A 22,468-nucleotide genomic window follows, 5' to 3' on the forward strand; every position below is an offset into this window, starting at 1 on the left:
TTCAGTTGTAGGATTAACGACAACGAATGGTTAACCAAATGTTATTGCCAGGCAATATATCTGTGACCAAAAATGATGGATATGTGAACTGCGGGACGGTTTAAGAAATAATTGGTAGGGCCAATAATGCAGGGGAAGGATCGGCTAGCCCCGGTAAGCGTGGCGCCACCGGGGGTATGCTCAGGCGCAAAAGATCAGAACGCGGTTTTTGAAAAGCCGGTCATCTCTTTGAGGCCCATTTCGCGGCCGAGTGCGGTCATCGGATGAACAATCACCAGCCCGCGCACGCTTTTCTTCAGCTTGCCCATATCGGCCTGCTCTTTTTTGGTGATCGCGCGGCGATGCGGCAGGTTCATCAACTGTTGCGCTTCTTTGCTCAGTTTCTGGCCCTGCACTTCGCGCAGGCGAACGAGCTCAGCTTCGATGGTCGTTTTTTCTTTTTCCAGTTCGGCGTACTTATCTGCCGCTTCAACCAGGGACAGGTCCGCCTGCTGGTGGCGGATGGCGTCGAGACGGTCGCTCAAACGCTTAATTTCATTCTTTTCGACTTCTTTCATGGTGACTTAATCTATTAATAAAGGGATTTCGACGACATATAGTATGGGCTGTGGCGGGTATTGTGGGTAGTTATTTATCAAAAATGCCGCGTTTTTTCCGCGTGACTATCAGAAGTGATGAATCCTAATTATTTGAATGTAAATAGTATTATGGCTAATGTTTGCCTGAATTTCATCTCTGTGAAGTTCGTCGGTAATACCGCACGTTTTCCTCAAACACTGTCCTGCTTTTAGCCGATCCTTTATCAGATTTATCCATGAAAAGAGGAGGGCATGATGGCAAAAATCGGTGACGGCGTACCGCGTATTATCGACAAGACGGTTGATTTTATGGCTTCAAGCCAGGCATTTATGGAGTATCTGAAAAAATCCCCGCGCATACAGCGCGTGCCGCGCGATATTCCGCAGAATAAAGAGGCGCTGTATCTGAGTCGTCTGGAGTACTACCGGCAGCTTTACCGGCCTGTTGATGAACAGGTAGAGTCCGGATCAGAGCGTTGATTTCTGGAAGGCTTTTTTTAAGCTGATTCGGGAAATCAGCTCAGTCAGAGACAGCATCATCGTTGAACGCACAACCTGCTGGTAACGCAGTTTCTGCATTGCCAGCAGCTCATCGTCGCTGTCATCAAACAGCGGCAACGGTGGCAGGGCGGAAACGCAATGCAGTTCGCCAAACGGCCCAAGAATCTCATCATCGGTAAAACCGTAGTCATTACCATCGTGATTCAGCTCTTCCCGCAGGGCCATCAGCAGCTCAGCGTCTTCGTATTCGGCGCGACTTATCACCCCAAGGCCGTAGATCAGCTTCAGGCGTACGGAAAGATCGCCCAGCGGCCCGTCGCCATCCAGCAACGGTTCCACTGCGTATTTCACCGCGTAATCGTCTTTGCGGAAGACCTGAAGCACCAGGATATTGACCGCTTCCGTAAGTAATTCGACGGCCGCAATCAGAAAGCTTCGTACGGTTTTGCCAGCATTCAGACGCTCAAGCACGCGGTTTTCAAATGCCTGTGTTTCTTCCATTATTGCCTGCATATCTGACAGGGGTGGTAATGGGCGCGGTTCATACCGCGCCAGATCTTGCATCATTTGGTCGCGTTATAGTCGAGAACGGCCTCCGTCACCACGGCGCTTGTCGCATCGAGGCCAGAAATTTCTGCCAGTGCAGCCTGTGGACCTTTCTCGTCAATTAACGCAGCCAGTTCCTGCGCCTGCGGATCGTCTTCGCTACGGAAGTGCATGGCGGCAGCGATCCCTTTCACCAGATTAACGTGCGGCAGTGCATACTCCAGCGTGCCCAGCAGCGGTTTGATCAGGCGATCGCCGGCGCTCAGTTTACGCAGCGGCTGACGGCCTACGCGCTCAACGTCATCTTTCAGGTACGGGTTCTCGAAACGACCGAGGATTTTCTGGATGTAGGCAGCGTGTTTCTGTGCATCAAAGCCGTAGCGTTTGATCAGCACCGCACCGCTCTCCTCCATGGCCCCTTTGACCACCGCGCGAATACGCTCATCGAGAATCGCGTCGCGGATTGTCTGGTGACCGGCCAGTTTTCCAAGGTAGGCGGTTATAGCATGTCCAGTGTTTAAGGTGAATAGCTTACGCTCGACAAATGCCATCAGGTTGTCGGTTAATTCCATTCCTGGGATCTCGGGCAGCGCGCCTTTAAACTGGGTTTTATCGACGATCCACTCGCTGAAGGTTTCCACCGTGACTTCCAGCGGATCGTGAGTCGCAGAGGCGGACGGCGGCACAATCCGGTCAACGGCAGAATCGACAAACCCGACGTTGGCCTCGACCCAGGCTTTGTCTTCTTCTGCCAGGGCGTTAAACACGTGACCTTTGATCTGAGTGGTGCCGCGCACCATGTTCTCACAGGCGATGATGTTCAGCGGGGTGGCGATCCCTTGGGCTTTGCGTTGCGTCAGCCCCTTCGCGATAGCCGGTGCGATGCGTTCCAGAACTACCGGGCCAACGGCGGTGGTGATCAGGTCGACGTGGGCAATCAGGTCAATCACCTCGTCGCCGATGCTGCTGACAGCATTGACGCCGGAAACGGTATCCACCTGCTCGTTCTCGCCGACAACATGGACCTGATAGCTATGACGGGCATTCAGGGCATCCAGGACAACCTGATTCACATCGGCGAATGTTAATGCGAGCCCCGCATCAGCCAGCAGTTTGCCGATGAAGCCACGTCCGATATTACCTGCGCCAAAATGTAATGCATTCATAGTATTAACCTTCATTAATGTTTTTACCTGAGAGGGTTCGGGTGAGGCTTGTCCCTCACCGGAACCCTCTCTCCCGTTCAGGAAGAGAGGGCCTGGGTCAGATTACGCTTTATTCCCCGCCAGCAGCGCCAGTACTTCGTCAACGCTGGTGGCATGAATCAGGCGTTCAATGACTGATTCATCATCCAGCGCATTGGTCAGGCTGGTGATTACGTGGATGTGCTCGTTATTGCGGGCCGCGATACCGATGACCAGACGGGCAATGTCATCTTCTTCTTCACCGAAGCGGACGCCCTGCGGATACTGGCAGAACACCACGCCGGTCTTGAGTACGCGGTCTTTTGCTTCAATGGTGCCGTGCGGTACCGCAATGGACTCACCCAGGTAAGTCGGGGTCAGTTTTTCACGGTCCAGCATCGCCTGCACATACTCCGGCTCAACGTAGCCCCCTTTGACAAGCTGCTCACCGGCGAAAAGGATAGCTTCTTCTTTAGTTGCCGCTTTGCAGCCGAGGAAGATGTTATCGGCACCGAGTTTGAACAGGTTAGTGTCTTTAGCATCAAAGCTGTCTTTCAGGCTGTCGCGTACTTTCACTTCGTTGTCTTCATGACGCTGTGCGGCAACCAGACGTTCGGTCAGGCTGGAATACAGGCCACTGTCGAGGAAGTTGGTCAGCGAAATATGCTGGGCCTGCGGTACCTGGCGCATTGCCCGCTCGGTCAGGTCGCGGTGGGTAATCACCAGGTCGACATCCGGCGGCAGGTTATTGATCGCACAGTTGGTAACGGAGATAGCGCTCAGTCCTGCATCCTGCACTTTCTTACGCAGTACGCCGGCACCCATGGCGCTGGAGCCCATACCGGCATCACAGGCAACGATGATTTTGCGTACGTGGCTCAGGTCGTTAGCGACATTCCCGGCAGACAGCGGCGTTGCTGCGCCTTTGGATTCGGCTTTCATATCGTGCATGCGACGGGTCGCGGCATCGATATCATCTTCTTCTTTCACTTTGCTGGTTTTCAGCAGGATAGCGGAGACCACAAACGAGACCGCCATCGCCGCAACAATCGCTGCAATGTTTGCGAAGTAGGCACCTTTCGGGGTCATCGCCAGTACTGCCAGGATAGAACCCGGGGAAGCTGGAGAGACCAGACCGCCGTTGAGGATAGTCAGGGTAAACACGCCAGTCATACCGCCAAGAATAACGGCGAGGATCAGACGTGGGTTCATCAGTACGTACGGGAAGTAGATTTCGTGGATACCGCCCAGGAAGTGGATGATTGCCGCACCGCCTGCAGATTGCTTCGCGCTACCGCGGCCAAAGAACATGTAGGCCAGCAGGACGCCCATCCCCGGACCCGGGTTCGCTTCAATCAGGAAGAAGATGGATTTGCCCAGTTCGTGAGATTGCTGAATACCCAGTGGTGAGAAGATACCGTGGTTAATCGCGTTGTTCAGGAACAGGATTTTCGCCGGCTCGACGAAGATGGATGCCAGCGGCAGCATGTCATGGACAACCATGAAGTTAACGCCCGCTGCCAGAATTTTGGACAGGACTTCAACCGCCGGGCCAATGCCGAGGAAGGCCAGGATGGCGAGGATCATCCCGATAATACCGGCGGAGAAGTTGTTGACCAGCATCTCGAAGCCGGATTTGATCTTACCGTCTACCCAGCTATCAAAGTGTTTAATCGCCCAGCCGCCCAGCGGACCTGCGATCATCGCCCCGAGGAACATCGGCATGTCGGCACCGACAATGACGCCCATGGTGGTAATCGCACCGACCACGCCACCGCGCTCACCGCCAATTAACTTACCACCGGTATAACCGATCAGCAGCGGCAGCAGGTAGGTGATCATTGGACCGACTAACTTCGCCAGCGTTTCGCTTGGTAACCATCCCGTTGGTATGAAAAGTGCGGTGATGATACCCCACGCGATAAACGCGCCGATGTTGGGCATCACCATATTGCTGAGGAAACGACCAAAGCTTTGCACCTTGATCTTGATATCGGATGACATAAAACACCCCTTCTTCTGTTGAGCTTATCGCGTAGGCTAAAAGCCTGAGGCTTGTTGTTAATATGGCGGCAGAGGTCGCCGGACCCTGTTTGATGAAGCGAATTTGGCACCGAATCGTAAAACTGTCCAGTCAGTGGGTTTTTATGTGATTTGGATCACGTGAATATAGGCATTCGACGGTCATTTGTAGTGATGTGCGTCACAAAATGGCTGTGCAAAAAAAATGCATGAGGTCAAAAATACGCCATTTCGAATAATTAATGTGAGATATGTCACGAAATGTGGTTTGTTGTTTGTTTTGATAATGTGATGTTAATCACAATAAAAAGTGCGCTGTTTTTTGCGACTGTGATCCACCACAAACTCCACCTCGCTGTCGCCGCTTCCGTCAGCAACGGCTGATGAACTGAATGAAAAAACATCATCGAAAGCCGACATGGAAAAAAGTAAAGATCTGTCTTAAGCTCAACGTGTAAAGTTAAGTATGTTGTTATTCAAGATATATTTTGTCACGCTTAAAAACTTGCAAGGAGAATAGCGAAAAACAATACTCCCCGGCCTTAAATTATAAATACACGCCGTTTGTACTTTAATTTAATTAATTAATTTGATTGCTTAGCATTTTAAATCATTGACGATTTGACATCGTATTTAGTGAGGCACATATGTTTCTCAACTACTTTGCACTGGGTGTATTGATTTTTGTTTTTCTGGTTCTTTTCTATGGCATCATCGCGATTCACGATATTCCATATTTAATGGCTAAAAAACGTAATCACCCCCACGCTGACGCCATCCATACTGCCGGGTGGGTAAGCCTGTTTACGCTGCATGTTATCTGGCCATTTCTGTGGATCTGGGCCACGCTCTATCAACCTGAACGCGGGTGGGGAATGAAATCACATATCCCGCCTGCCGAGCGCGATCCCAGCGTTGAGCAACTATCGCAACGCGTTGCCGAACTAGAAAAACGACTAGGGGCGGTGTCGCCCTCCACAGATAAAGAGACTCCGGAGCGCTAATCATGGATCTGCTCATTGTATTGACCTATGTCGCGCTCGCGTGGGCCGTTTTTAAAATATTTCGTATTCCGGTTAATCAGTGGACATTGGCCACGGCAACGCTGGGCGGTATATTTCTGGTCGGCGCCCTCATTTTATTAATGAACTATAACCACCCTTATACCTTTACGGCACAAAAAGCGGTTATTTCTATTCCTATTACGCCGCAGGTGACCGGTATTGTCAGCAGCGTGACGGATAAAACTAACCAGCGGGTTAACAAAGGGGAGGTGTTGTTTACCATCGACCCGGTACGTTACCAGGCCCGGGTCGATCGGCTGCAGGCTGACCTGGTGACCGCCATGCACAACATCAATACGCTGAAGGCGCAGCTTTCTGAAGCACAGGCCAACACGGTTCGCGTTTCCGCCGAGCGCGATCGGCTCTACAAAGATTACCAGCGTTACCTGAAAGGCAGCCAGGCGAGAGTCAATCCGTTCTCTGAGAGCGATATCGATAACGCCCGGCAAAACTATCTGGCGCAGGATGCGTTAGTGAAAGCGTCGATCGCCGATCAGGCGCAGGTCCAGAGTCAGTTAGACAGTACGGTGGGCGGCGAACAGTCGCAGGTTGTCAGCCTGCGAGCGCAGCTGGCAGAGGCGAAATATAACCTCGATCAGACGGTCATTCGTGCCCCGAGCAACGGCTACGTGACTCAGGTGCTGATCCGCCCCGGCACCTATGCGGCGGCGCTGCCGCTGCGTCCGGTGATGGTCTTTATTCCGGAACAAAAACGCCAGATTGTGGCCCAGTTCCGCCAGAACTCTTTGCTGCGACTTAAGCCAGGAGATGATGCCGAAGCCGTCTTTAACGCCCTGCCAGGCCAGGTATTTCATGGCAAGCTGACCAGTATTCTTCCGGTGGTGCCCGGCGGTTCCTATCAGGCGCAGGGGGCATTGCAGTCGCTGAGCGTTCTGCCGGGGACCGATGGCGTGCTGGCGACCATCGAGCTGGATGCCAATGCCGATGTGGATTCGCTGCCGGATGGCATCTATGCCCAGGTGGCGGTCTACTCCGATCACTTCAGCCATGTCTCGGTGATGAGGAAGGTGCTGCTGCGCATGACCAGCTGGATGCACTACCTCTATCTCGATCATTAATTCCGACCATGGCAGGCTGGCGCAACGTCAGTCTGCCATTTGTCTGTGCCTGAACCATACTTATACCCGTTATACTTCAAGTTGCATGGGCGTTGGCAATACTCGGCCCATCCCTGGGCCTCGCCCTACGGGCGCTGCGAGCAGCGTTCAAATTCGTTCCTGACGAATTTGTCCTCGTTCACCCCAGTCACTTACTTGAGTAAGCTCCTGGGGATTCTCTGCGTCGCCGCCTTCCTGCAACTCGAATTATTTAGGGTATAGAACCTATCTCATTAGGCTTCTACTTTTTTGTTGGCGAAAGGAGCAGGCAATGAAACTGATCGGCAGCTACACCAGTCCCTTTGTGCGAAAAATCTCCGTCATTCTGCTGGAGAAAAATCTCCCCTTTGAATTCGTCAATGAATTTCCCTACCAGGAGGTCAACGGGGTCGGTAAATTCAATCCGTTAGGCAAAGTGCCGGTGCTGGTCACCGACGGCGGCGAGTGCTGGTTCGACTCGCCCATTATCGCGCAATATCTTGAACTGCTCAGCGCCGCACCGGCGATGGTGCCCTCAGACCCGCTGGCGGCGCTGAAAATGCGCCAGATGGAAGCGCTGGCCGATGGCGTGATGGAGGCAGCACAGGCGCTGGTACGTGAAAAGGCCCGTCCTCCGGCGCAGCAGTCGGAAAGCGAGCTGCTGCGTCAGCGGGAGAAGGTGGCCCGGGGTCTCGATGCCCTCGAGGCTCACGTTGCCGACGGCAGCCTGCGTACCGATGAGGTCAATCTGGCCTCGATCTCGGCGGCGTGCGCCATTGCCTACCTTAATTTCCGTCGGGTGGCGCCCGGCTGGTGCGCGACGCGGCCCAGACTCATTAAACTGGTCGACACGTTGTTCCAGCGCGCCAGTTTTGCCCGTACCGAACCGCCAAGGACTTGACCCAGACAGGTAACAGTTTCCCCCTGGAGACGTTACAATCACTGCTGATTTGTTGACTCCCTCTCCCGTCGGGAGGGGGGAAAATAACCTACCGCCAGGTCCATTCATGACTACCGATATTCGTGCGCTTTACACCCGTCTTCCGGCTACCGACCGTTTGCTCCGCGACCCCGCATTTTCCGCCGTGCTGGCCGAGTATGGCCATGCTCAGGTTGTGGCGCTGCTGCGCCAGATGCTGGAAGAGGCCCGTGAATCTGTTCGTCAGGCCCAGGCGCTGCCGGCCTGGAGCAACGACTGGTCACAGGAGGCCGCACGGCGGCTGGCGCACACCGGGCAAAGCGCGCTGCGTCCGGTATTCAACCTGACCGGCACCGTACTGCATACCAATTTAGGGCGTGCCGTGCAGGCCGACGCGGCGGTCGAGGCGGTGGTGCGGGCGATGCGGGCCCCGGTGACGCTGGAATACAGCCTCGATGATGCCGGGCGCGGCCACCGCGATCGCGCGCTGGCGGAGCTATTGTGCCGGATCACCGGTGCGGAAGATGCCTGTATCGTTAACAATAATGCGGCGGCGGTACTGCTGATGCTGGCGGCGACGGCGGCGGGCAAAGAGGTGGTCGTGTCGCGGGGTGAACTGGTGGAGATCGGTGGCGCGTTCCGCATTCCCGACGTGATGCGTCAGGCCGGTTGTGTGCTGCATGAAGTCGGCACCACCAACCGCACCCATGCGAAAGATTATCGCCAGGCGGTGAATGACAACACCGGACTGTTGATGAAAGTTCACACCAGCAACTACAGCATTGAGGGCTTTACGAAGGCGGTCGATGAAGCTGAACTGGCCGCCCTCGGGCAGGAGATGAATGTGCCGGTTGTGGTTGACCTGGGCAGCGGTTCGCTGGTCGATTTAAGCGAGTATGGCCTGCCGAAAGAGCCGATGCCGCAGGAGATGATTGCCGCTGGCGTCAGCCTGGTGAGCTTCTCCGGCGATAAATTACTAGGTGGCCCTCAGGCGGGGATTATTGTCGGCAAGAAAGCGCTGATCGCCCGCCTGCAGAACCACCCGCTGAAACGCGCGTTGCGGGTCGATAAGATGACCCTGGCGGCGCTGGAAGCCACGCTGCGGTTGTATCTGCACCCTGAAAAACTGGCCGCCCGTCTACCGACGCTGCGTCTGCTGACCCGCCAGGCGGAAGACATTGGCGAGCAGGGCCAGCGCATGCTGAGCGCGCTGACGGCACATTATCCTGACTTTGCATTGCGGGTAGAGCCCTGTCTGTCGCAGATCGGCAGCGGTTCGCTGCCGGTGGACCGTTTACCCAGCGCGGCGCTAACGTTTACCCCGCGCGACGGCCGCGGTAGCCAACTTGACGCGCTGGCGGCCCGCTGGCGTCTGCTGCCGGTGCCGGTTATCGGCAGAGTTTATGAGGGGCGCCTGTGGCTGGACCTACGCTGTCTTGATGATGAATCCGGGTTTATGGAGATGCTACTGAGATGATTATTGCCACCGCCGGGCACGTTGACCACGGCAAAACCACGCTGCTGCAGGCCATTACCGGCATCAATGCCGATCGCCTGCCGGAAGAAAAAGCACGCGGCATGACGATAGACCTCGGCTACGCCTACTGGCCGCAGCCCGATGGGCGGGTACTGGGATTTATCGACGTGCCCGGTCATGAAAAGTTTTTGTCCAACATGCTGGCGGGGGTGGGCGGTATCGATCACGCGCTGTTGGTGGTGGCCTGTGACGACGGCGTCATGGCCCAGACCCGCGAGCATCTCGCGATCCTCCAGCTTACGGGCAAGCCGACGCTGACCGTCGCGCTGACCAAAGCGGACCGCGTCGAGGCGCAGCGCGTTGAAGAGGTGCGTGGCGACGTGACGGCGGTGCTGGCAGAATTTGGTTTTACCGACGCCACGTTGTTTGCCACCGCGGCCACTGAAAACCAGGGGATCGCCGAACTGCGCGAGCATTTACTGCAGCTGTCCGCCCGTGCGCACCCGCAGCACCAGCGTTTTCGCCTGGCGATCGACCGGGCCTTTACGGTTAAGGGGGCCGGGCTGGTGGTGACCGGAACGGCGCTGTCGGGCGAGGTCAATGTGGGTGATACGCTGTGGCTGACCGGGGTCGATAAACCGATGCGCGTGCGCGGTCTGCACGCCCAGAACCAGGCCGTCGGGCAGGCCTGGGCGGGCCAGCGTATCGCCCTGAATATTGTTGGCGATGCGCAAAAAGAGGCGCTGAATCGCGGCGACTGGCTGCTCTCGGTGCGGCCGCCGGAGGCTTCTGAACGGGTGATCGTTGAGCTGCAGTGCCACACGCCGCTGAGCCAGTGGCAGCCGCTGCATATTCACCATGCTGCCAGTCATATTACCGGCCGCGTATCGCTGCTGGAGGGTGCGCTGGCGGAGCTGGTGCTGGATACGCCGTTGTGGTTAGCGGATAACGACCGCCTGGTGCTGCGCGATATTTCCGCCCGCGTCACGCTGGCCGGTGCACGGGTGGTGGCGCTGGATCCACCCCGTCGCGGCAAGCGTAAGCCTGAATATTTACAATGGCTGGCGGCGTTAGCCGCGTCGCAGGGGGATGATGCTCAGGCGCTGGATATTCATCTGCAACGCGATGCCGTCCGTCTCGATGATTTTGCCTGGGCGCGCCAGCTCAGCGATGAAGGCCTGAACGCCTTGATCAATCGCCCGGATTACCTGCAGGCGGGCAACAGTCTGCTCAGCGCCCCGCTGGCCGCGCGCTGGCAGCGCAAGCTGCTTGATGCCCTGGCGCGTTATCATGACCAGCATCGCGATGAGCCGGGTCCGGGCCGCGAGCGTTTGCGACGTATCGCGTTACCGATGGAAGACGAAGCGCTGGTACTGCTGCTGATTGAACAGATGCGCGACAGCGGGATGGTCTGCAGTCATCACGGTTGGCTGCATCTGCCGGAGCATACCGCAGGCTTTACCGATGAACAGCAGGCCATCTGGCTGCGGGTTGCCGGGCTGTTTGCCGATGAGCCCTGGTGGGTGCGCGATCTGGCGCGGGAGGCCCGTGTCGAAGAGCCTGTTATGCGCGCGGTGTTACGCCAGGCCGCGCAGCAGGGGATGATTACCGCGATCGTCAAAGATCGTTATTACCGTAACGATCGGATTGTGGCGTTTGCCAGGATGATCCGCGAACTGGATCTGGCTCGTGGATCCACCTGTGCGGCCGATTTCCGCGATACCCTGAACGTCGGGCGCAAGCTGGCGATTCAGATCCTGGAATATTTCGACCGGATTGGTTTTACCCGCCGACGTGGCAACGACCATATCCTGCGCGATAAGGCACTGTTCCTGTAGCCAGGGAAATCCCGGAGGCGGTGCTTGACCCGCCAGTCCGGGCTACCAGACCGACCCGGTAGCCTGCTCAGCGCAGCGCTACCGGGAAACCAGCCCAGGCCACTGACCCGTAGCCCGGTCAGCGTAGCGCCACCGGGAAATCGGAATCCGCCAGTGGTTCAGCGACAGCCTTCGCGCTTATTCCTCTGCTTCTTTCACCCAAATGCGCATCTCGCCTTCGCCACGGTTGGCCCAGCTAAACCACGGAATAAAGGTCAGGGTCTGCGGCTGGCGGGTTGTCGGCGCACGATCATAATGCCATAGCGCCTGCTGGCCGGCGTCTTCCGCTGTCTGCTTATAACCTGGCGCCTGCAGGATCACCTTGTGGGCAAAAATCCCTTTCCCTTCAAAGGCGCTGAACCCGGTGTTGCGCGGCAGCTGCAGGTTATGCAATTGCTCGCCGTTATCCGCCTGCTCCAGGCAGTACACTAGCGGACCGCGCTGGACAGCGACCTGGCCGGCCTGATGACGCACCAGCGGATTACCGTAAAGGCGGCGCACCGGCATCGGCAGCGTTAACAGAAGCGTGTCGCCTTCCTGCCAGCGATGGCTAATATGCAGATACCCCTTACGCACATCCTGGGCCACTGGCTTGCCGTTGAGCGTCACCTGCGGGTTATCGCACCAGTCCGGCAGGCGCAGCGCCAGGGTGTGATTGATCGGCGTCGGTGAGTCGACAGCGATCTTCACCTGCTCCTGCCACGGATAGTTACCGCTGATCCGCAGGCGCAGGGTTTCATCACCCACCGGGATCTCCGCGCTGTTACCCACGTACAGGTTGATGTACAGCGCATCCTGATGCGGCGTGTAGATATAGTGCCCCAGCGAGGTCAGTACGCGGGCTATGTTTGGCGGGCAGCAGGCGCAGCCAAACCAGCGTTGACGCACCGGCTTCACGTGGTCATAGATATGGTTGAATTTTAACGATGTCGGGTGCACTTCCAGCGGGTTAACGTAAAAGAAGTGTTTACCATCCAGCGCCATCCCGCCCAGCACGGTGTTATACAGCGCACGCTCCATTACATCGGCATACTGGCTGTCGGCTTCCATCTCCAGCATCCGACGGGCAAACATCATCAGTCCGATAGATGCGCAGCTTTCCGCGTAGACCGTGTCGTTTGGTAGGTCATAGTCGCTGCTGAAGGCTTCGCCGCTGCTCTGCGAACCAATGCCGCCGGTAATATACAGCTGGCGCTGAGCCATATTGTTCCACAGGCGCAGGCAGTCCTGACGTTTGCCCTCGTCCTGACTTAAGCGGGCGAGATGGGCGACGCCGGTCATCAGGTAGACAAAACGTACCGCATGGCCGATGGCGACAGGCTGTTCGGAAATCGGCTGGTGCGCCTGGCTGTAGGGCTTATCCATCACCATCCAGGCCGGGCCGTAGGTATTCCAGTAGGAGGTTTTGCCACGCTTTTCATATTCGATATCGTAAAAGTGCGGCTGCGTGCCGCGCTCTTCAACGAAATAGTTCACCAGCGCCAGATAACGCGGCTCCTGGGTAATGTCGTACAGGCGCATTAACGCCAGCTCGATCTCCGGGTGGCCAGGGTAGCCGTGCAGCTGGTTGTCGCCGGGGCCGAACACGTTGTCGATATGGTCGGCAAGACGGCAGACGACCTCCAGAAGGCGGCGTTTGCCGGTGGCCTGGAAGAAGGCGACGCCCGCTTCAATCATGTGGCCCGCGCAGTACAGCTCATGACATTCCGCAAGGTTAGTCCAGCGTTCCGCCGGGGCTTTGACCGTGAAGTAGGTGTTCAGGTAGCCATCTTCGCACTGGGCGGCCGCCACCAGTTCAATCACCTCGTCAGCGGTTTTTTCCAGTTCGGCGTCCGGCTTCTGACATAGCGACCAGGCAACGGCTTCCAGCCATTTCGCCACGTCGCTGTCCTGAAAGACCATGCCGTAAAATTCTCCTTCCTGCTGCCCTGCGGCAATCCGGAAGTTTTCGATTGCATGGCTCGGATCCGCCTCGGCAATACGGTCGTTCAGCGCATCCCATTGATACGGGATCACCACATCGCGCACCAGCTGCTGGTACTGGCCGAGGAACGGGTCGTTGATTTTCAGTTTGTGCAGATCGACTTCCATAACAGACATAACGGACTCCTTAAGACTGGACGTGACGCGTGCGCAGGTCGCTGGCAATGCGCGCCATCATAGGATTATTAAGCTTGCAGGCGCGAATGGTGAAGGCCAGCAGCAGGTGGAACAGGGCCGGCAACAGGGTCTCCATGCTGGAGATGCCGGCCAGCGATGATGCCGTTTGGTTTTCCGCGCCCGGCTGATAGGCCACATAGATAAACACCAGGCTGATAATGCCGGCGCTGGAGGCCCATGCCAGCTTGATGAAGAACAGGTTAAAGGCGAAGTTCATGCCGGAAGAGCGCACGCCGGTTTTCCATTCACCGTAGTCGTCGGAGAAGGCCATCAGCGAGAAGTGCAGCGGCAGGGTGAAGCCGAGAATGATGCCGTTACTGAGGATCACCACCAGCCATAAGGTCTGGTAGGCCGGGCCGGTCGGTAAAAACCACATCGCGAAGGCGATCGCGGCTAACACCAGGTTGGTGTAGTAATAGAGTTTGACGGTATCAAAGCGGCGCGACAGCAGGTTGATAATCACCGAGCCGCCAATCGAGGCGAAGGTCACCATGGTGAAGAACAGCGAGGTATAGCCGGTCGAGCCGCCCAACACGTAGGTGATGAAGTACATGTAGCCGCCGCCGCGGATATTAAAGACGTTGATCAGCAGGAACGACATCACCAGCATCAGCAGCAGCTGGTCATTCTGGCGCAGCCCGGCGATATGTTCGCGCAGGGTGAATTTCCCCATCATGTCCAACGAGACGCGTTCGCGAACCCAGAAGAAGCAGCACAGGAACATCACCACCGCAATGGCGCAGAGTACGCCGACGCCATACTGATAGCCCTGTGCGGTGTTGCCCTGACCGAGCGCCTTCACCAGCCACGGCAGCCCAACGGATACCAGGAATCCTGCCACGCCGCACAAGACAAAACGCCACGCCTGGCACGAGATCACTTCGCTGTGGCGCGTGGTCATAGTGTTAATCAGCGCGCAGTAGGGCACGTTAATCGCGGTATAGCTCACCGACAGCAGCAGATACGTGCCGAAAGCCCAGGCGATTTTTACGCCCATACCGGCATCCGGCACGGTAAAGGTCAGTACGCCGATAATGCCGATGGGCAACGCTATCCATAGCTGCCACGGGCGAAAGCGTCCCCAGCGGCTTTGGGTGCGGTCGGCTAGCACGCCCATGATCGGGTCGGAGATGGCATCAAACACGCGCAGCGCCAGGAATAGCGTCCCGACCAGCGCCGGCGTCAGTCCAAACACGTCGGTATAGAAGAAAGTTAAAAAGTTCATGATCAGGCAGGTAATGACTGTCCCGCCCGCATCGCCCAGGCCGTAACCGATTTTTTCACGGAGCGTGAGGGAATCGTCCTGAGTGCGTTGTGCTAAATCACTTGTGGTAATCGGAGCCGAAGTCATAAATAACTCCCGGAGATGATGTGCGGAATAATATCCCGCTGAAGTGCGGGATTTTATTTGTCATTTGCAAAGTACGTTATTTATTCTGCACTAAATACCTGGGCTAACAAGGGAAGGGAAAAGTATAAAAAGGTGACGATTCCGACTTCATGATAAAAGTGTGATTGCGATCCTGAATCATGCGGTTTTATCGTGAATAATCAAAGGTAAAGCGAATATCTGGTGATGCAAATAGCGGGAATTTTCATATCTATGCTTGAATTATCCATGTCTTTACCGATTAAAGTCCAAAATGGCGGGTTATTTATTTCTCGCGGTATTGGTAGCCATCCGGCACGACAGCTTCGCTCCTGGGAAATTATCTTCGTTGAAAAAGGGACATTAACGATTCGCGAAGATAACGAGGTATTTAGCGTGAATGCCGGGGAAAGTTTGCTGCTGTGGCCAGAGCGCTTGCATGTCGGGGTAGGGCAATTTCCGGCGGATTTAAAATTCTACTGGCTGCATTTCGAAGTGGTAGCAGACGAGGCCGCCTCGCTGCCCGAAGCGCTGCTGGCGGTGCCCCAGCACACGCGGGTGAGTGAGCCGCAATATATTATCTCCCTGTTCAGGCAATTCTTACACGAACAGGAAAATATTCATCGTAGCGTCGCGCTGGAGCTGATCCTGCTGCTGATTTTGCAGCAGATTGCGGCGGCGGCCAGCGAACAGCCTGCTGATAGTCCCGGCAACGCGCTGGCGTGGAAAGCGCAGCAAATCATCCTGACCCGGTTTCATCTGCCCATTTCTGCCTCCACGATGGCGAAGGAGCTGCACTGCAACGCGGACTACCTCGGGCGCGTCTATCGCCATGCTTTCCGGCTGACGCTAACCGAAGCGCTGCATCGCCAGCGGGTGAGGGCGGCGGAAAAGCTGCTGATCAGCGATTCGCTGTCGTTGACCGACGTGGCGTCGAAATGCGGGTTTAATGATGTGGGCTATTTCCGCAAAATTTTCCGCAAGCACACCGGTCTGACCCCGGCGGCCTGGAAGCGTCGCTACTGTAAGGAGCATGTGAATTCGGCGTAGGAACGGCCTCCTCCGGGCGGAGAAGGCGTGGTGGTAGGGTCAGTTTTGCCCGTAGTAGGCATTGGCGCCGTGTTTACGCAAATAGTGTTTATCGAGCAGTTCAGACTGCATATCCGGCAGTTGCGGGGCCAGCTGGCGCGAGAACAGCCCCATGTAAGCGCATTCTTCCAGCACTACCGCGTTATGCACGGCATCGGCGGCATCTTTGCCCCAGGCAAATGGGCCGTGTGAATGGACGAGGACCGCCGGAATCTGCGCCGGATCCAGCCCGCGCTCTTCAAAGGTTTTAATGATCACTTCGCCGGTCTGATATTCGTATTCGCCGTTAATTTCGTCCACGGTCATCAGACGGGTACAGGGAATGGCGCCGTAGAAATAGTCGGCATGGGTGGTGCCCCATGCCGGCAGGTCAATGCCCGCCTGCGACCAGATCGTCGCGTGGCGGGAATGGGTGTGCACGATCCCGCCGATCTGCGGATAGCGGCGATAGAGCGCCAGATGGGTCGGGGTATCGGACGACGGTTTTTTGCTGCCTTCAACGACCTTGCCGCTGGCTAACTCCACCACCACCATATCGTCGGCGGTCATTACCGTATATTCGACACCGGATGGTTTGATGACCATCAGCGTGCGCGTGTCATCGACCGCGCTGACGTTGCCCCAGGTAAACGTCACCAGCTGGTGGGCCGGCAGCGCCAGGTTGGCAGCCAGGACCTCGGCTTTGAGTTGTTCTAACATGTAAATCCTCCTTCCTGCATCCGCGATTCAATCCAGCGACGTGCCTGGATAATTTCCAGCACCGGTTCGCTGGCTTTCTCCGTCCACATTTCAATCAGAAACGATCCGCGATAGTTCAGTTCGTGCAGGGTTTTGAAAATGCCAACAAAATCGACACAGCCTTCGCCAAACGGCACGTCACGAAACTGTCCGGGACTGTGTGCGGTGACCGGCTGGGTATCTTTCAGGTGGATGGCGGCGATGCGATCGATCCCCAGTTTGAGTTCGGCGGCCACGTCGTTGCCCCAGGCGCTGAGGTTGCCGACGTCCGGATAAACGGTGAACCATGGGGAAGAGAGCATCTCATCCCACGCTTTCCACTTGCTGATGGAGTTCATAAAGGCGGTATCCATGATCTCCACCGCCAGCATCACCTGCGCGGCTGCGGCCTGTTCCACCGCCCACGCCAGCCCTTCGGCAAAGCGCTGGCGGGTGCCTTCATCGTGCTCCTCGTAGTAGACGTCATAGCCCGCCAGTTGAATGGTGCGGATGCCCAGATCGCGCGCCAGACGGATGGCTTTGGTCATGATCTCCCGCGCCCGCTGGCGGATGGACTCATCGCGGCTGCCAAAGGGGAAGCGGCGGTGGGCGGAGAGGCACATTGACGGAATGGCTACTCCGGTCTCCAGCATGGCGGTCACCAGCGAGGCGCGCTGAGCGGGGCTCCAGTCGAGGCGTGACAGGCGTTCGTCAGTCTCATCTACCGACATTTCGACAAAATCAAACCCGCAGCTTTTTGCCAGCACCAGCCGCTCCGGCCAACTGAGATCTTTGGCCAGTGCTTTCTCATAGATACCTAACGGATGATTACGCATGCTGTTCTCCCCAGATGGCGTCAATCTGTGCGTGGAATTCGGCGGCAACCTGTGCCGGGTGGGCGGCGCCTGATAATGCACGTCCGGCAATAAACGCTTTAACGTTAATATCACGGAACAGCGCCAGGTCAGCGGGGGTGATCCCGCCGGTAATCGACAGTTCCAGGCCAATATCCGACAGCGCCTTCATGCGCGTCAGATCGGCGTCACCCCACTGTTGCCCGCTGGCCTGGGCGTCGCGTCCGCGGTGGTAGATCGCCTGACGAACCCCGGTGCGATACCAGCCACGGGCATCCTCCAGCGTCCAGTTGCCGAACAGCTCCATCTGAATTTCTCCGCCGCAGGCCTGCGCCACGGCGTGGCCTTTCTCTACCGTGGCGAGCGGGGCGGCGCAGATGATAGTCATCCAGTTGGCGCCGGCGTTAAACGCCTGCTGTGCGAGGGTTTCGCCGGCATCGGCCACCTTCCAGTCGGCGACGATAATTTTGTCCGGACACTGGGCGCGCAGGGCGGTCACCGCGCGCAGCCCTTCGGCAAGGCACAGGATCGTGCCGGCTTCGACGATATCGACGTGGTCCTGTAACAGGGCGACATCGTGCTGTGCCGCCTGAAGATGGGTATGGTCGAGCGCCAGTTGCAGTAATGGACGGCTCATAGTGCGTGCTCCTTAATGCGGGCGTGGTAGCCCTGTAGTGCCTGAATCAAATGTTGGTATTGCTGGTATTTGTGCTGGTAACGCGCGTGCGCGGCCATGTCGGGCTGCAGCGTGCGTACCGGATGGTGTAGATCGTGCTGGGCGTCGTGGAAGGTGCGGTAGATGCCGGTCCCCACGCGGGCGGCAAGCGCCGCGCCGAAGCACCCGGTCTCCTCGACCTGCGGCAGTTCGATGCGCAGACCGCTGACGTCGGCCAGCATCTGCATCCAGACGTCAGAGTGCGCCGGGCCGCCGGTGACGCGCAGGGCGTGAACATCGGTAAAGCGTTCACGCATGCGGTTCAGGTGGGTCATATGGCTGAAGACCACTCCTTCGTAGACTGCCTGCAGCAGATGGGCGCGGGTGTGCAGCGCCTGCAGGCCGTAAAACCCGCAGGTCATCTCCAGCCCGGCGTTGCTGCCATAGAGAAACGGCAGGAAAAAGAGCTGGCCGCCGGCTTTCGGCAGCCCGGCGACGGCCTGGTTGATCTCATTGAAAGAGAGATCGCCCCATTGGGCCGTAAACCATTCAAGATTGCCGGAAGAGGTCGGGCTGGCTTCGTGAACGATGTACTGCCCGTCATTGACGTAGCGACCGTAGACGTAAGGGTGGGCTTCGTGATTGCGCAGGCCGTGGGTTATTCCACTGGTCACCGCCCAGGTCCCCATTACCGCATTGAGGATAAACTCATCTTCGATACCCGCGCAGAGTGCGGTGGAAACCACATCAAACAGACCGCCGACGACGGGAGTTCCCGCCGCCAGACCGGTGATAGCGGCTGCCTGAGCGGTGATTTCCCCGCATATTTCTGCTGAACCGACGATGGGCGGTAAGGCGTTATCGATTTCACTGATGCCCAGCCAGCGGGTCAGCTGTGGGTCGTACTGGCCGGTTGCCATGTTGTAGAGGTTGGACTCGGAGATGTTGCTCTCCTCGCAGCCTTTAACGCCGGTTAAGCACCAGCGCAGGTAGTCGTGGCCCATCATGACGCTGCCGATTTGCGCGTAACGCTGAGGTTCATGCTCTTTTACCCAGCGCAGCAGCGAGGCCGGATGCCCGGTCCACAACGTCTGGCGGGTGACCGGATACAGCTGCTCAGGGATGCCGTCCTGCTGCCAGCGTTGGACGATGTCCAGCGCCCGGCGATCGGAAGAGAGCATGGCATTACCCAGTGGCCGATCCTGTTTATCCAGGAGAAACAGCCCCTTGCCCTGCGCCGAAATACCGATCCCGGCAATCTGTTCGCCCACGACGCCGGTGCGTTGCAGTAGCCCGGCAATGGTCGCCACGCACTGTTGCCAGAGCTGGTGCATGTCGCGTTCGGCATAGCCCGGCAGGGGCGACGCCGTCTGCAGCGATTGCCGATGAATGCCATGCTCATGACCTTTGGCGTCATATAAACCGGCTTTCAGATAGGTACCACCGCAGTCGATACCGAGCCAGAAGGTCTTTTTCTCACTCATCTTTGCATTCTCTTTGTTGCCGGGAGGCGCAGACCCCCCGGCAGGGGTTACGCCGCGTGTTTACGTGGGCTCATCGTCTTTACCGGGGCCGCGCCGGTATCGCATTTCGACGGCAGCAGAAGGGCCATCAGCGCAGCCAGCGCCAGGGAGATCGCCAGGCAGTAAACGCCGGCGTCTTTGCTATAAAGGGTGATCAGTATGCCCACCGCGTAGGGACCGCAGAAGCCACCGAGGTTGCCGAGGGCGTTGATGACGCCACGGGCGCCGCCGGCCATTTCAGCGCTGAACAAGCGGGCCGGAATGGTCCAGAACACCCCCGCCGCGGACTGCAGGAAGAAGCCGCAGCCCACCAGCGCGGCATAGGCCAGCCAGACGTTGTTTTTCAACGCCACCGACAGGAACATGCACAGGGCAAAGCCAACCAGCGGCAGGCAGACGAACAGTTTGCGTTTTCCGGTACGATCAGAGAGGGAAGAGAACAGGAACATCCCAGCAATCGCCCCGACGTACGGCAGGATAGCGAGCATCCCAACCTGCCCCATGCTGCTGTGCGTCAGCTCTTTGAGAATGGTGGGGAGCCACAGGGTGTAGCCGTAAATACCGGTCTGATAGAAGAAATTCAGGGCGATCAGTTGCCACATGGTTCTGTCGGCCAGTACAGCGCTGAGAGACGCATTTTTGACGGTGGTTCCGGCGATGGCGCGTTGTTCGGCGGCGAGGGTATCGACCAGGTAGCGCTTTTCGGCTTCAGAAATCCACCGGGCTTCCTGCGGACGGTCGTAGACGGTATAGGCCCACAACGCCAACACCACCACCGAGAGCAAGCCTTCAATAATGAACAGCCAGCGCCAGTCGAGGATGGTAATGATCCACCCGGAGAGCGGGGCGGTGATAATGCCGGCAATCGGGACAAACATAATCACAATCGCGTTGGCGCGGCCACGTTCAGCATCCGGGAACCAGTTGCTGATCATCGTCAGCACCACGGGCAGCATGCCTCCTTCGGCGACGCCCAGTAAGAAACGCAGGACCAGCAGCTGATACTGGTTGGTGATTAACCCGGTCAGGACCGAAATGACCGCCCAGGCGACCAGCGACCAACCAATAAACTTCTTGCCGCTGCCGTGGACCGCGATTTTTCCGCCCGGCACCTGTAAAAACAGATAGCCGATAAAGAATATCCCGCCCGCAAGCCCGGCCATGGTGGCGGAAATACCGAGTTCGGCATCCATCCCGCCGGGCATAGCAAAGGCAATGTTGACCCGGTCCATATAGGAAATAATACACGCGATAAGAATAGGGGGAATAATTCTTAACCAGCGTTGGCGCGGAATATCCGCGGTTGTAGCGTAAGAGGAAGTGTTCATATTAATCTCGTGTTTAAAGTAACTGACGTTGCGATTAAATTGACGCTTTATATTTATTGTTGGGCTATGTTTAACGCGTTAATGCCATCGCGTAATATGGCTATGCGATGATTCGCATCAGCATTCTCATCAATTTCCAGTAACTTAATACCGGCAAACTGTAATTTTGCTGAATCAGCCACATTAAATAATTCTTTGGCGTGCGCCGCCGTTAACAGGCTGTGCGGGCAGAACGGGGCGAACGGTGTGTGCAGGTCAGTCCATTCGCCATACGGCCCTTCAGTCGCGGTGCCAGAGAACATCAGCGCCCCCAGTTTTCCTGCGGCATGTACCGCCTGAGCGTGCGTCAGCGGCAGGGTGGCGTTACGTCCTTCAATCGCCGACCGCGCCCAGTTGATACAGATATCAATGCGGTAACCTGCCAGGACCTCCAGCACGTTTTCCAGCGGCAAAAAGCCTTTGCGTGGCGCCGGCTGGTTCATGGCATCACAATGTTCCAGTACGAGTGAGCATGACCAGTCCCAGGCCGCAATCTCTTTGATTGAGCGGGCGAAAGCATCGGTTGCCTGCTCTACGTTCGCATTGCCTGCAAGGGGCGCTGCCTGCAGTTCCAGGGAGATGACCTTGCCAGCAAAACGTTTGTTTAGCGCATTGATTTTGTTGTGTAAATGACGATGGAATTCGACGCATGCCAGGCGCTGTTCTTCATCGCTGGAGGCCAGGCCGAAAGCCTTGTTGCCGCCGCCACGGCGACGCATGGTTTCCGGGATGGCAGTCACCACCATCTGCCACTCCTGCGGCGTATGCTGGAGCAACCACTCATCGCCATAGGGGTGAAAGTTCTCATGGCATGGCTGCTCGAGCCCACGGATGTGGGGCGTGTCCGCGAGTAAGCGCCAGAATTCCGTCTCTTCTTGTTCGCTCTTTTGGTGAAATGAGGGCGCACAAGGGTATGCGCCGATGATATAACCGGCGTCATTTCTTTCCATTTTTCACTCCTTTTATTTATCGCCGTGCGACAAATAAATTACGGATTAATCTAAAGCGGAAATAGCAACTTTAACCACTATTTTCCTGATTGCCGTTGCCCGGTGTTTATTACAGGCTGGGCGGTGAACATCCTGCGGGAAAAATATGGCGTAGTTCCCCGGCCTCATTTCTATTAACGATTCATTTTCGCTGTGGTGATAGAAAATAATATCCCGCTGCTCAAGTAATTCTTCACTGACAACATTATTGCCGGTATCGATAGCGACACCGATCTGCTCTTCACCGGAATATAAAAACTGGATATCCAGGTAGCGGCGGTGCACTTCCGGGCGCAGCTCATCATGCGGACGGGTGGTCAGGTCGAGGATCTGCGCGAAGATCGTGCGCCCCTCGATTTCGACCACCCCGGTCTCCAGCTTGCCGAAGTCCGTGGTGCGCAAAAATTCCAGTGCTTTTTCAATCGCCGCCGGATACCGGCAGGCGTTGGGTTGATAAATATGTCCATAAATCATGATGAT

At 56.9% G+C, this 22,468-nt stretch carries 20 protein-coding genes; 7 read left to right on the top strand and 13 right to left on the bottom strand.

Annotated elements, in window-relative coordinates; all coding sequences use genetic code 11:
- Nucleotides 1–194: 194 nt before the first annotated feature.
- Entirely contained in the window at nucleotides 195–557 is a 363-nt protein-coding gene (locus ACMYSP_RS13360) for a YibL family ribosome-associated protein (protein WP_434582553.1), read from the bottom strand.
- 276 nt (nucleotides 558–833) lie between these two features.
- On the opposite strand from ACMYSP_RS13360, the gene ACMYSP_RS13365 reads away from it, so the two are divergent.
- Nucleotides 834–1,058: a hypothetical protein gene (locus tag ACMYSP_RS13365; RefSeq protein WP_434587084.1), complete on the top strand. Its 225-nt coding sequence runs from the start codon at nucleotides 834–836 to the stop codon at nucleotides 1,056–1,058.
- Here ACMYSP_RS13365 and mtlR read toward each other — a convergent pair.
- From mtlR to ACMYSP_RS13380, 3 genes are all read right to left on the bottom strand, one after another.
- Nucleotides 1,047–1,643 carry a mannitol operon repressor MtlR gene (mtlR, locus tag ACMYSP_RS13370; protein WP_434587085.1) on the bottom strand — a complete coding sequence of 199 codons (597 nt, stop codon included), beginning with the start codon at nucleotides 1,641–1,643 and terminating at the stop codon, nucleotides 1,047–1,049. The two genes, ACMYSP_RS13365 and mtlR, sit on opposite strands and share 12 nt — an antisense overlap.
- Complete coding sequence (mtlD, locus tag ACMYSP_RS13375) at nucleotides 1,643–2,791, bottom strand: mannitol-1-phosphate 5-dehydrogenase (RefSeq protein WP_434582554.1); 1,149 nt, start codon at nucleotides 2,789–2,791, stop codon at nucleotides 1,643–1,645. The genes mtlR and mtlD overlap by 1 nt, the downstream gene beginning before the upstream one ends.
- A gap of 102 nt (nucleotides 2,792–2,893) precedes the next feature.
- Nucleotides 2,894–4,813: a PTS mannitol transporter subunit IICBA gene (locus ACMYSP_RS13380; RefSeq protein ID WP_434582555.1), complete on the bottom strand. Its 1,920-nt coding sequence runs from the start codon at nucleotides 4,811–4,813 to the stop codon at nucleotides 2,894–2,896.
- Nucleotides 4,814–5,478: 665 nt separating this feature from the next.
- Here ACMYSP_RS13380 and ACMYSP_RS13385 point away from each other — a divergent pair.
- The 5 genes from ACMYSP_RS13385 (at nucleotide 5,479) to selB (ending at nucleotide 11,226) form a co-directional block, all read left to right on the top strand.
- Nucleotides 5,479–5,835: a DUF3302 domain-containing protein gene (locus tag ACMYSP_RS13385; protein WP_434582556.1), complete on the top strand. Its 357-nt coding sequence runs from the start codon at nucleotides 5,479–5,481 to the stop codon at nucleotides 5,833–5,835.
- Between the two features lie 2 nt (nucleotides 5,836–5,837).
- Nucleotides 5,838–6,974 carry an HlyD family secretion protein gene (locus ACMYSP_RS13390; protein ID WP_434582557.1) on the top strand — a complete coding sequence of 379 codons (1,137 nt, stop codon included), beginning with the start codon at nucleotides 5,838–5,840 and terminating at the stop codon, nucleotides 6,972–6,974.
- Between the two features lie 310 nt (nucleotides 6,975–7,284).
- Complete coding sequence (locus ACMYSP_RS13395; protein WP_434582558.1) at nucleotides 7,285–7,893, top strand: glutathione S-transferase; 609 nt, start codon at nucleotides 7,285–7,287, stop codon at nucleotides 7,891–7,893.
- Nucleotides 7,894–7,999: 106 nt separating this feature from the next.
- Nucleotides 8,000–9,388, top strand: coding sequence for an L-seryl-tRNA(Sec) selenium transferase (selA, locus tag ACMYSP_RS13400; protein WP_434582559.1), 1,389 nt, complete (start codon nucleotides 8,000–8,002; stop codon nucleotides 9,386–9,388).
- Complete coding sequence (gene selB / locus ACMYSP_RS13405; RefSeq protein WP_434582560.1) at nucleotides 9,385–11,226, top strand: selenocysteine-specific translation elongation factor; 1,842 nt, start codon at nucleotides 9,385–9,387, stop codon at nucleotides 11,224–11,226. The genes selA and selB overlap by 4 nt, the downstream gene beginning before the upstream one ends.
- 177 nt (nucleotides 11,227–11,403) lie before the next feature.
- Here the strand turns inward: selB and ACMYSP_RS13410 are convergent, their stop codons facing one another.
- On the bottom strand, nucleotides 11,404–13,365 hold the full coding sequence (locus tag ACMYSP_RS13410; protein ID WP_434582562.1) for a glycoside hydrolase family 127 protein: 1,962 nt from the start codon (nucleotides 13,363–13,365) through the stop codon (nucleotides 11,404–11,406).
- Nucleotides 13,366–13,375: 10 nt separating this feature from the next.
- Nucleotides 13,376–14,776 (bottom strand): MFS transporter, encoded by a 1,401-nt coding sequence (locus ACMYSP_RS13415; protein ID WP_004868866.1) that lies wholly within the window; start codon nucleotides 14,774–14,776, stop codon nucleotides 13,376–13,378.
- Nucleotides 14,777–15,028: 252 nt separating this feature from the next.
- Between ACMYSP_RS13415 and ACMYSP_RS13420 the strand changes: the two genes are divergently transcribed.
- Nucleotides 15,029–15,844 (top strand): helix-turn-helix domain-containing protein, encoded by an 816-nt coding sequence (locus ACMYSP_RS13420; protein ID WP_434582563.1) that lies wholly within the window; start codon nucleotides 15,029–15,031, stop codon nucleotides 15,842–15,844.
- A gap of 39 nt (nucleotides 15,845–15,883) precedes the next feature.
- Here ACMYSP_RS13420 and araD read toward each other — a convergent pair whose 3' ends face one another.
- The 7 genes from araD to ACMYSP_RS13455 are packed head-to-tail and all read right to left on the bottom strand — an operon-like array spanning nucleotide 15,884 to nucleotide 22,462.
- Complete coding sequence (araD, locus tag ACMYSP_RS13425) at nucleotides 15,884–16,582, bottom strand: L-ribulose-5-phosphate 4-epimerase (RefSeq protein WP_004868864.1); 699 nt, start codon at nucleotides 16,580–16,582, stop codon at nucleotides 15,884–15,886.
- Nucleotides 16,576–17,436 carry an L-ribulose-5-phosphate 3-epimerase gene (locus ACMYSP_RS13430; RefSeq protein ID WP_004868862.1) on the bottom strand — a complete coding sequence of 287 codons (861 nt, stop codon included), beginning with the start codon at nucleotides 17,434–17,436 and terminating at the stop codon, nucleotides 16,576–16,578. Before ACMYSP_RS13430 ends, araD begins: the two co-directional genes overlap by 7 nt.
- Nucleotides 17,429–18,091 carry a 3-keto-L-gulonate-6-phosphate decarboxylase UlaD gene (ulaD, locus tag ACMYSP_RS13435; protein WP_071359838.1) on the bottom strand — a complete coding sequence of 221 codons (663 nt, stop codon included), beginning with the start codon at nucleotides 18,089–18,091 and terminating at the stop codon, nucleotides 17,429–17,431. The genes ACMYSP_RS13430 and ulaD overlap by 8 nt, the downstream gene beginning before the upstream one ends.
- Nucleotides 18,088–19,593: an FGGY-family carbohydrate kinase gene (locus ACMYSP_RS13440; protein WP_434582564.1), complete on the bottom strand. Its 1,506-nt coding sequence runs from the start codon at nucleotides 19,591–19,593 to the stop codon at nucleotides 18,088–18,090. Before ACMYSP_RS13440 ends, ulaD begins: the two co-directional genes overlap by 4 nt.
- A gap of 47 nt (nucleotides 19,594–19,640) precedes the next feature.
- On the bottom strand, nucleotides 19,641–20,960 hold the full coding sequence (locus tag ACMYSP_RS13445) for an MFS transporter (RefSeq protein WP_434582565.1): 1,320 nt from the start codon (nucleotides 20,958–20,960) through the stop codon (nucleotides 19,641–19,643).
- Between the two features lie 53 nt (nucleotides 20,961–21,013).
- Nucleotides 21,014–21,949, bottom strand: coding sequence for a DUF4862 family protein (locus ACMYSP_RS13450; protein ID WP_434582566.1), 936 nt, complete (start codon nucleotides 21,947–21,949; stop codon nucleotides 21,014–21,016).
- 45 nt (nucleotides 21,950–21,994) lie between these two features.
- Complete coding sequence (locus tag ACMYSP_RS13455; protein WP_434587086.1) at nucleotides 21,995–22,462, bottom strand: YhcH/YjgK/YiaL family protein; 468 nt, start codon at nucleotides 22,460–22,462, stop codon at nucleotides 21,995–21,997.
- Nucleotides 22,463–22,468: the final 6 nt, after the last annotated feature.

This window comes from Klebsiella sp. R390 (assembly GCF_051131745.1).
In the GTDB taxonomy this organism is placed as follows: domain Bacteria; phylum Pseudomonadota; class Gammaproteobacteria; order Enterobacterales; family Enterobacteriaceae; genus Klebsiella.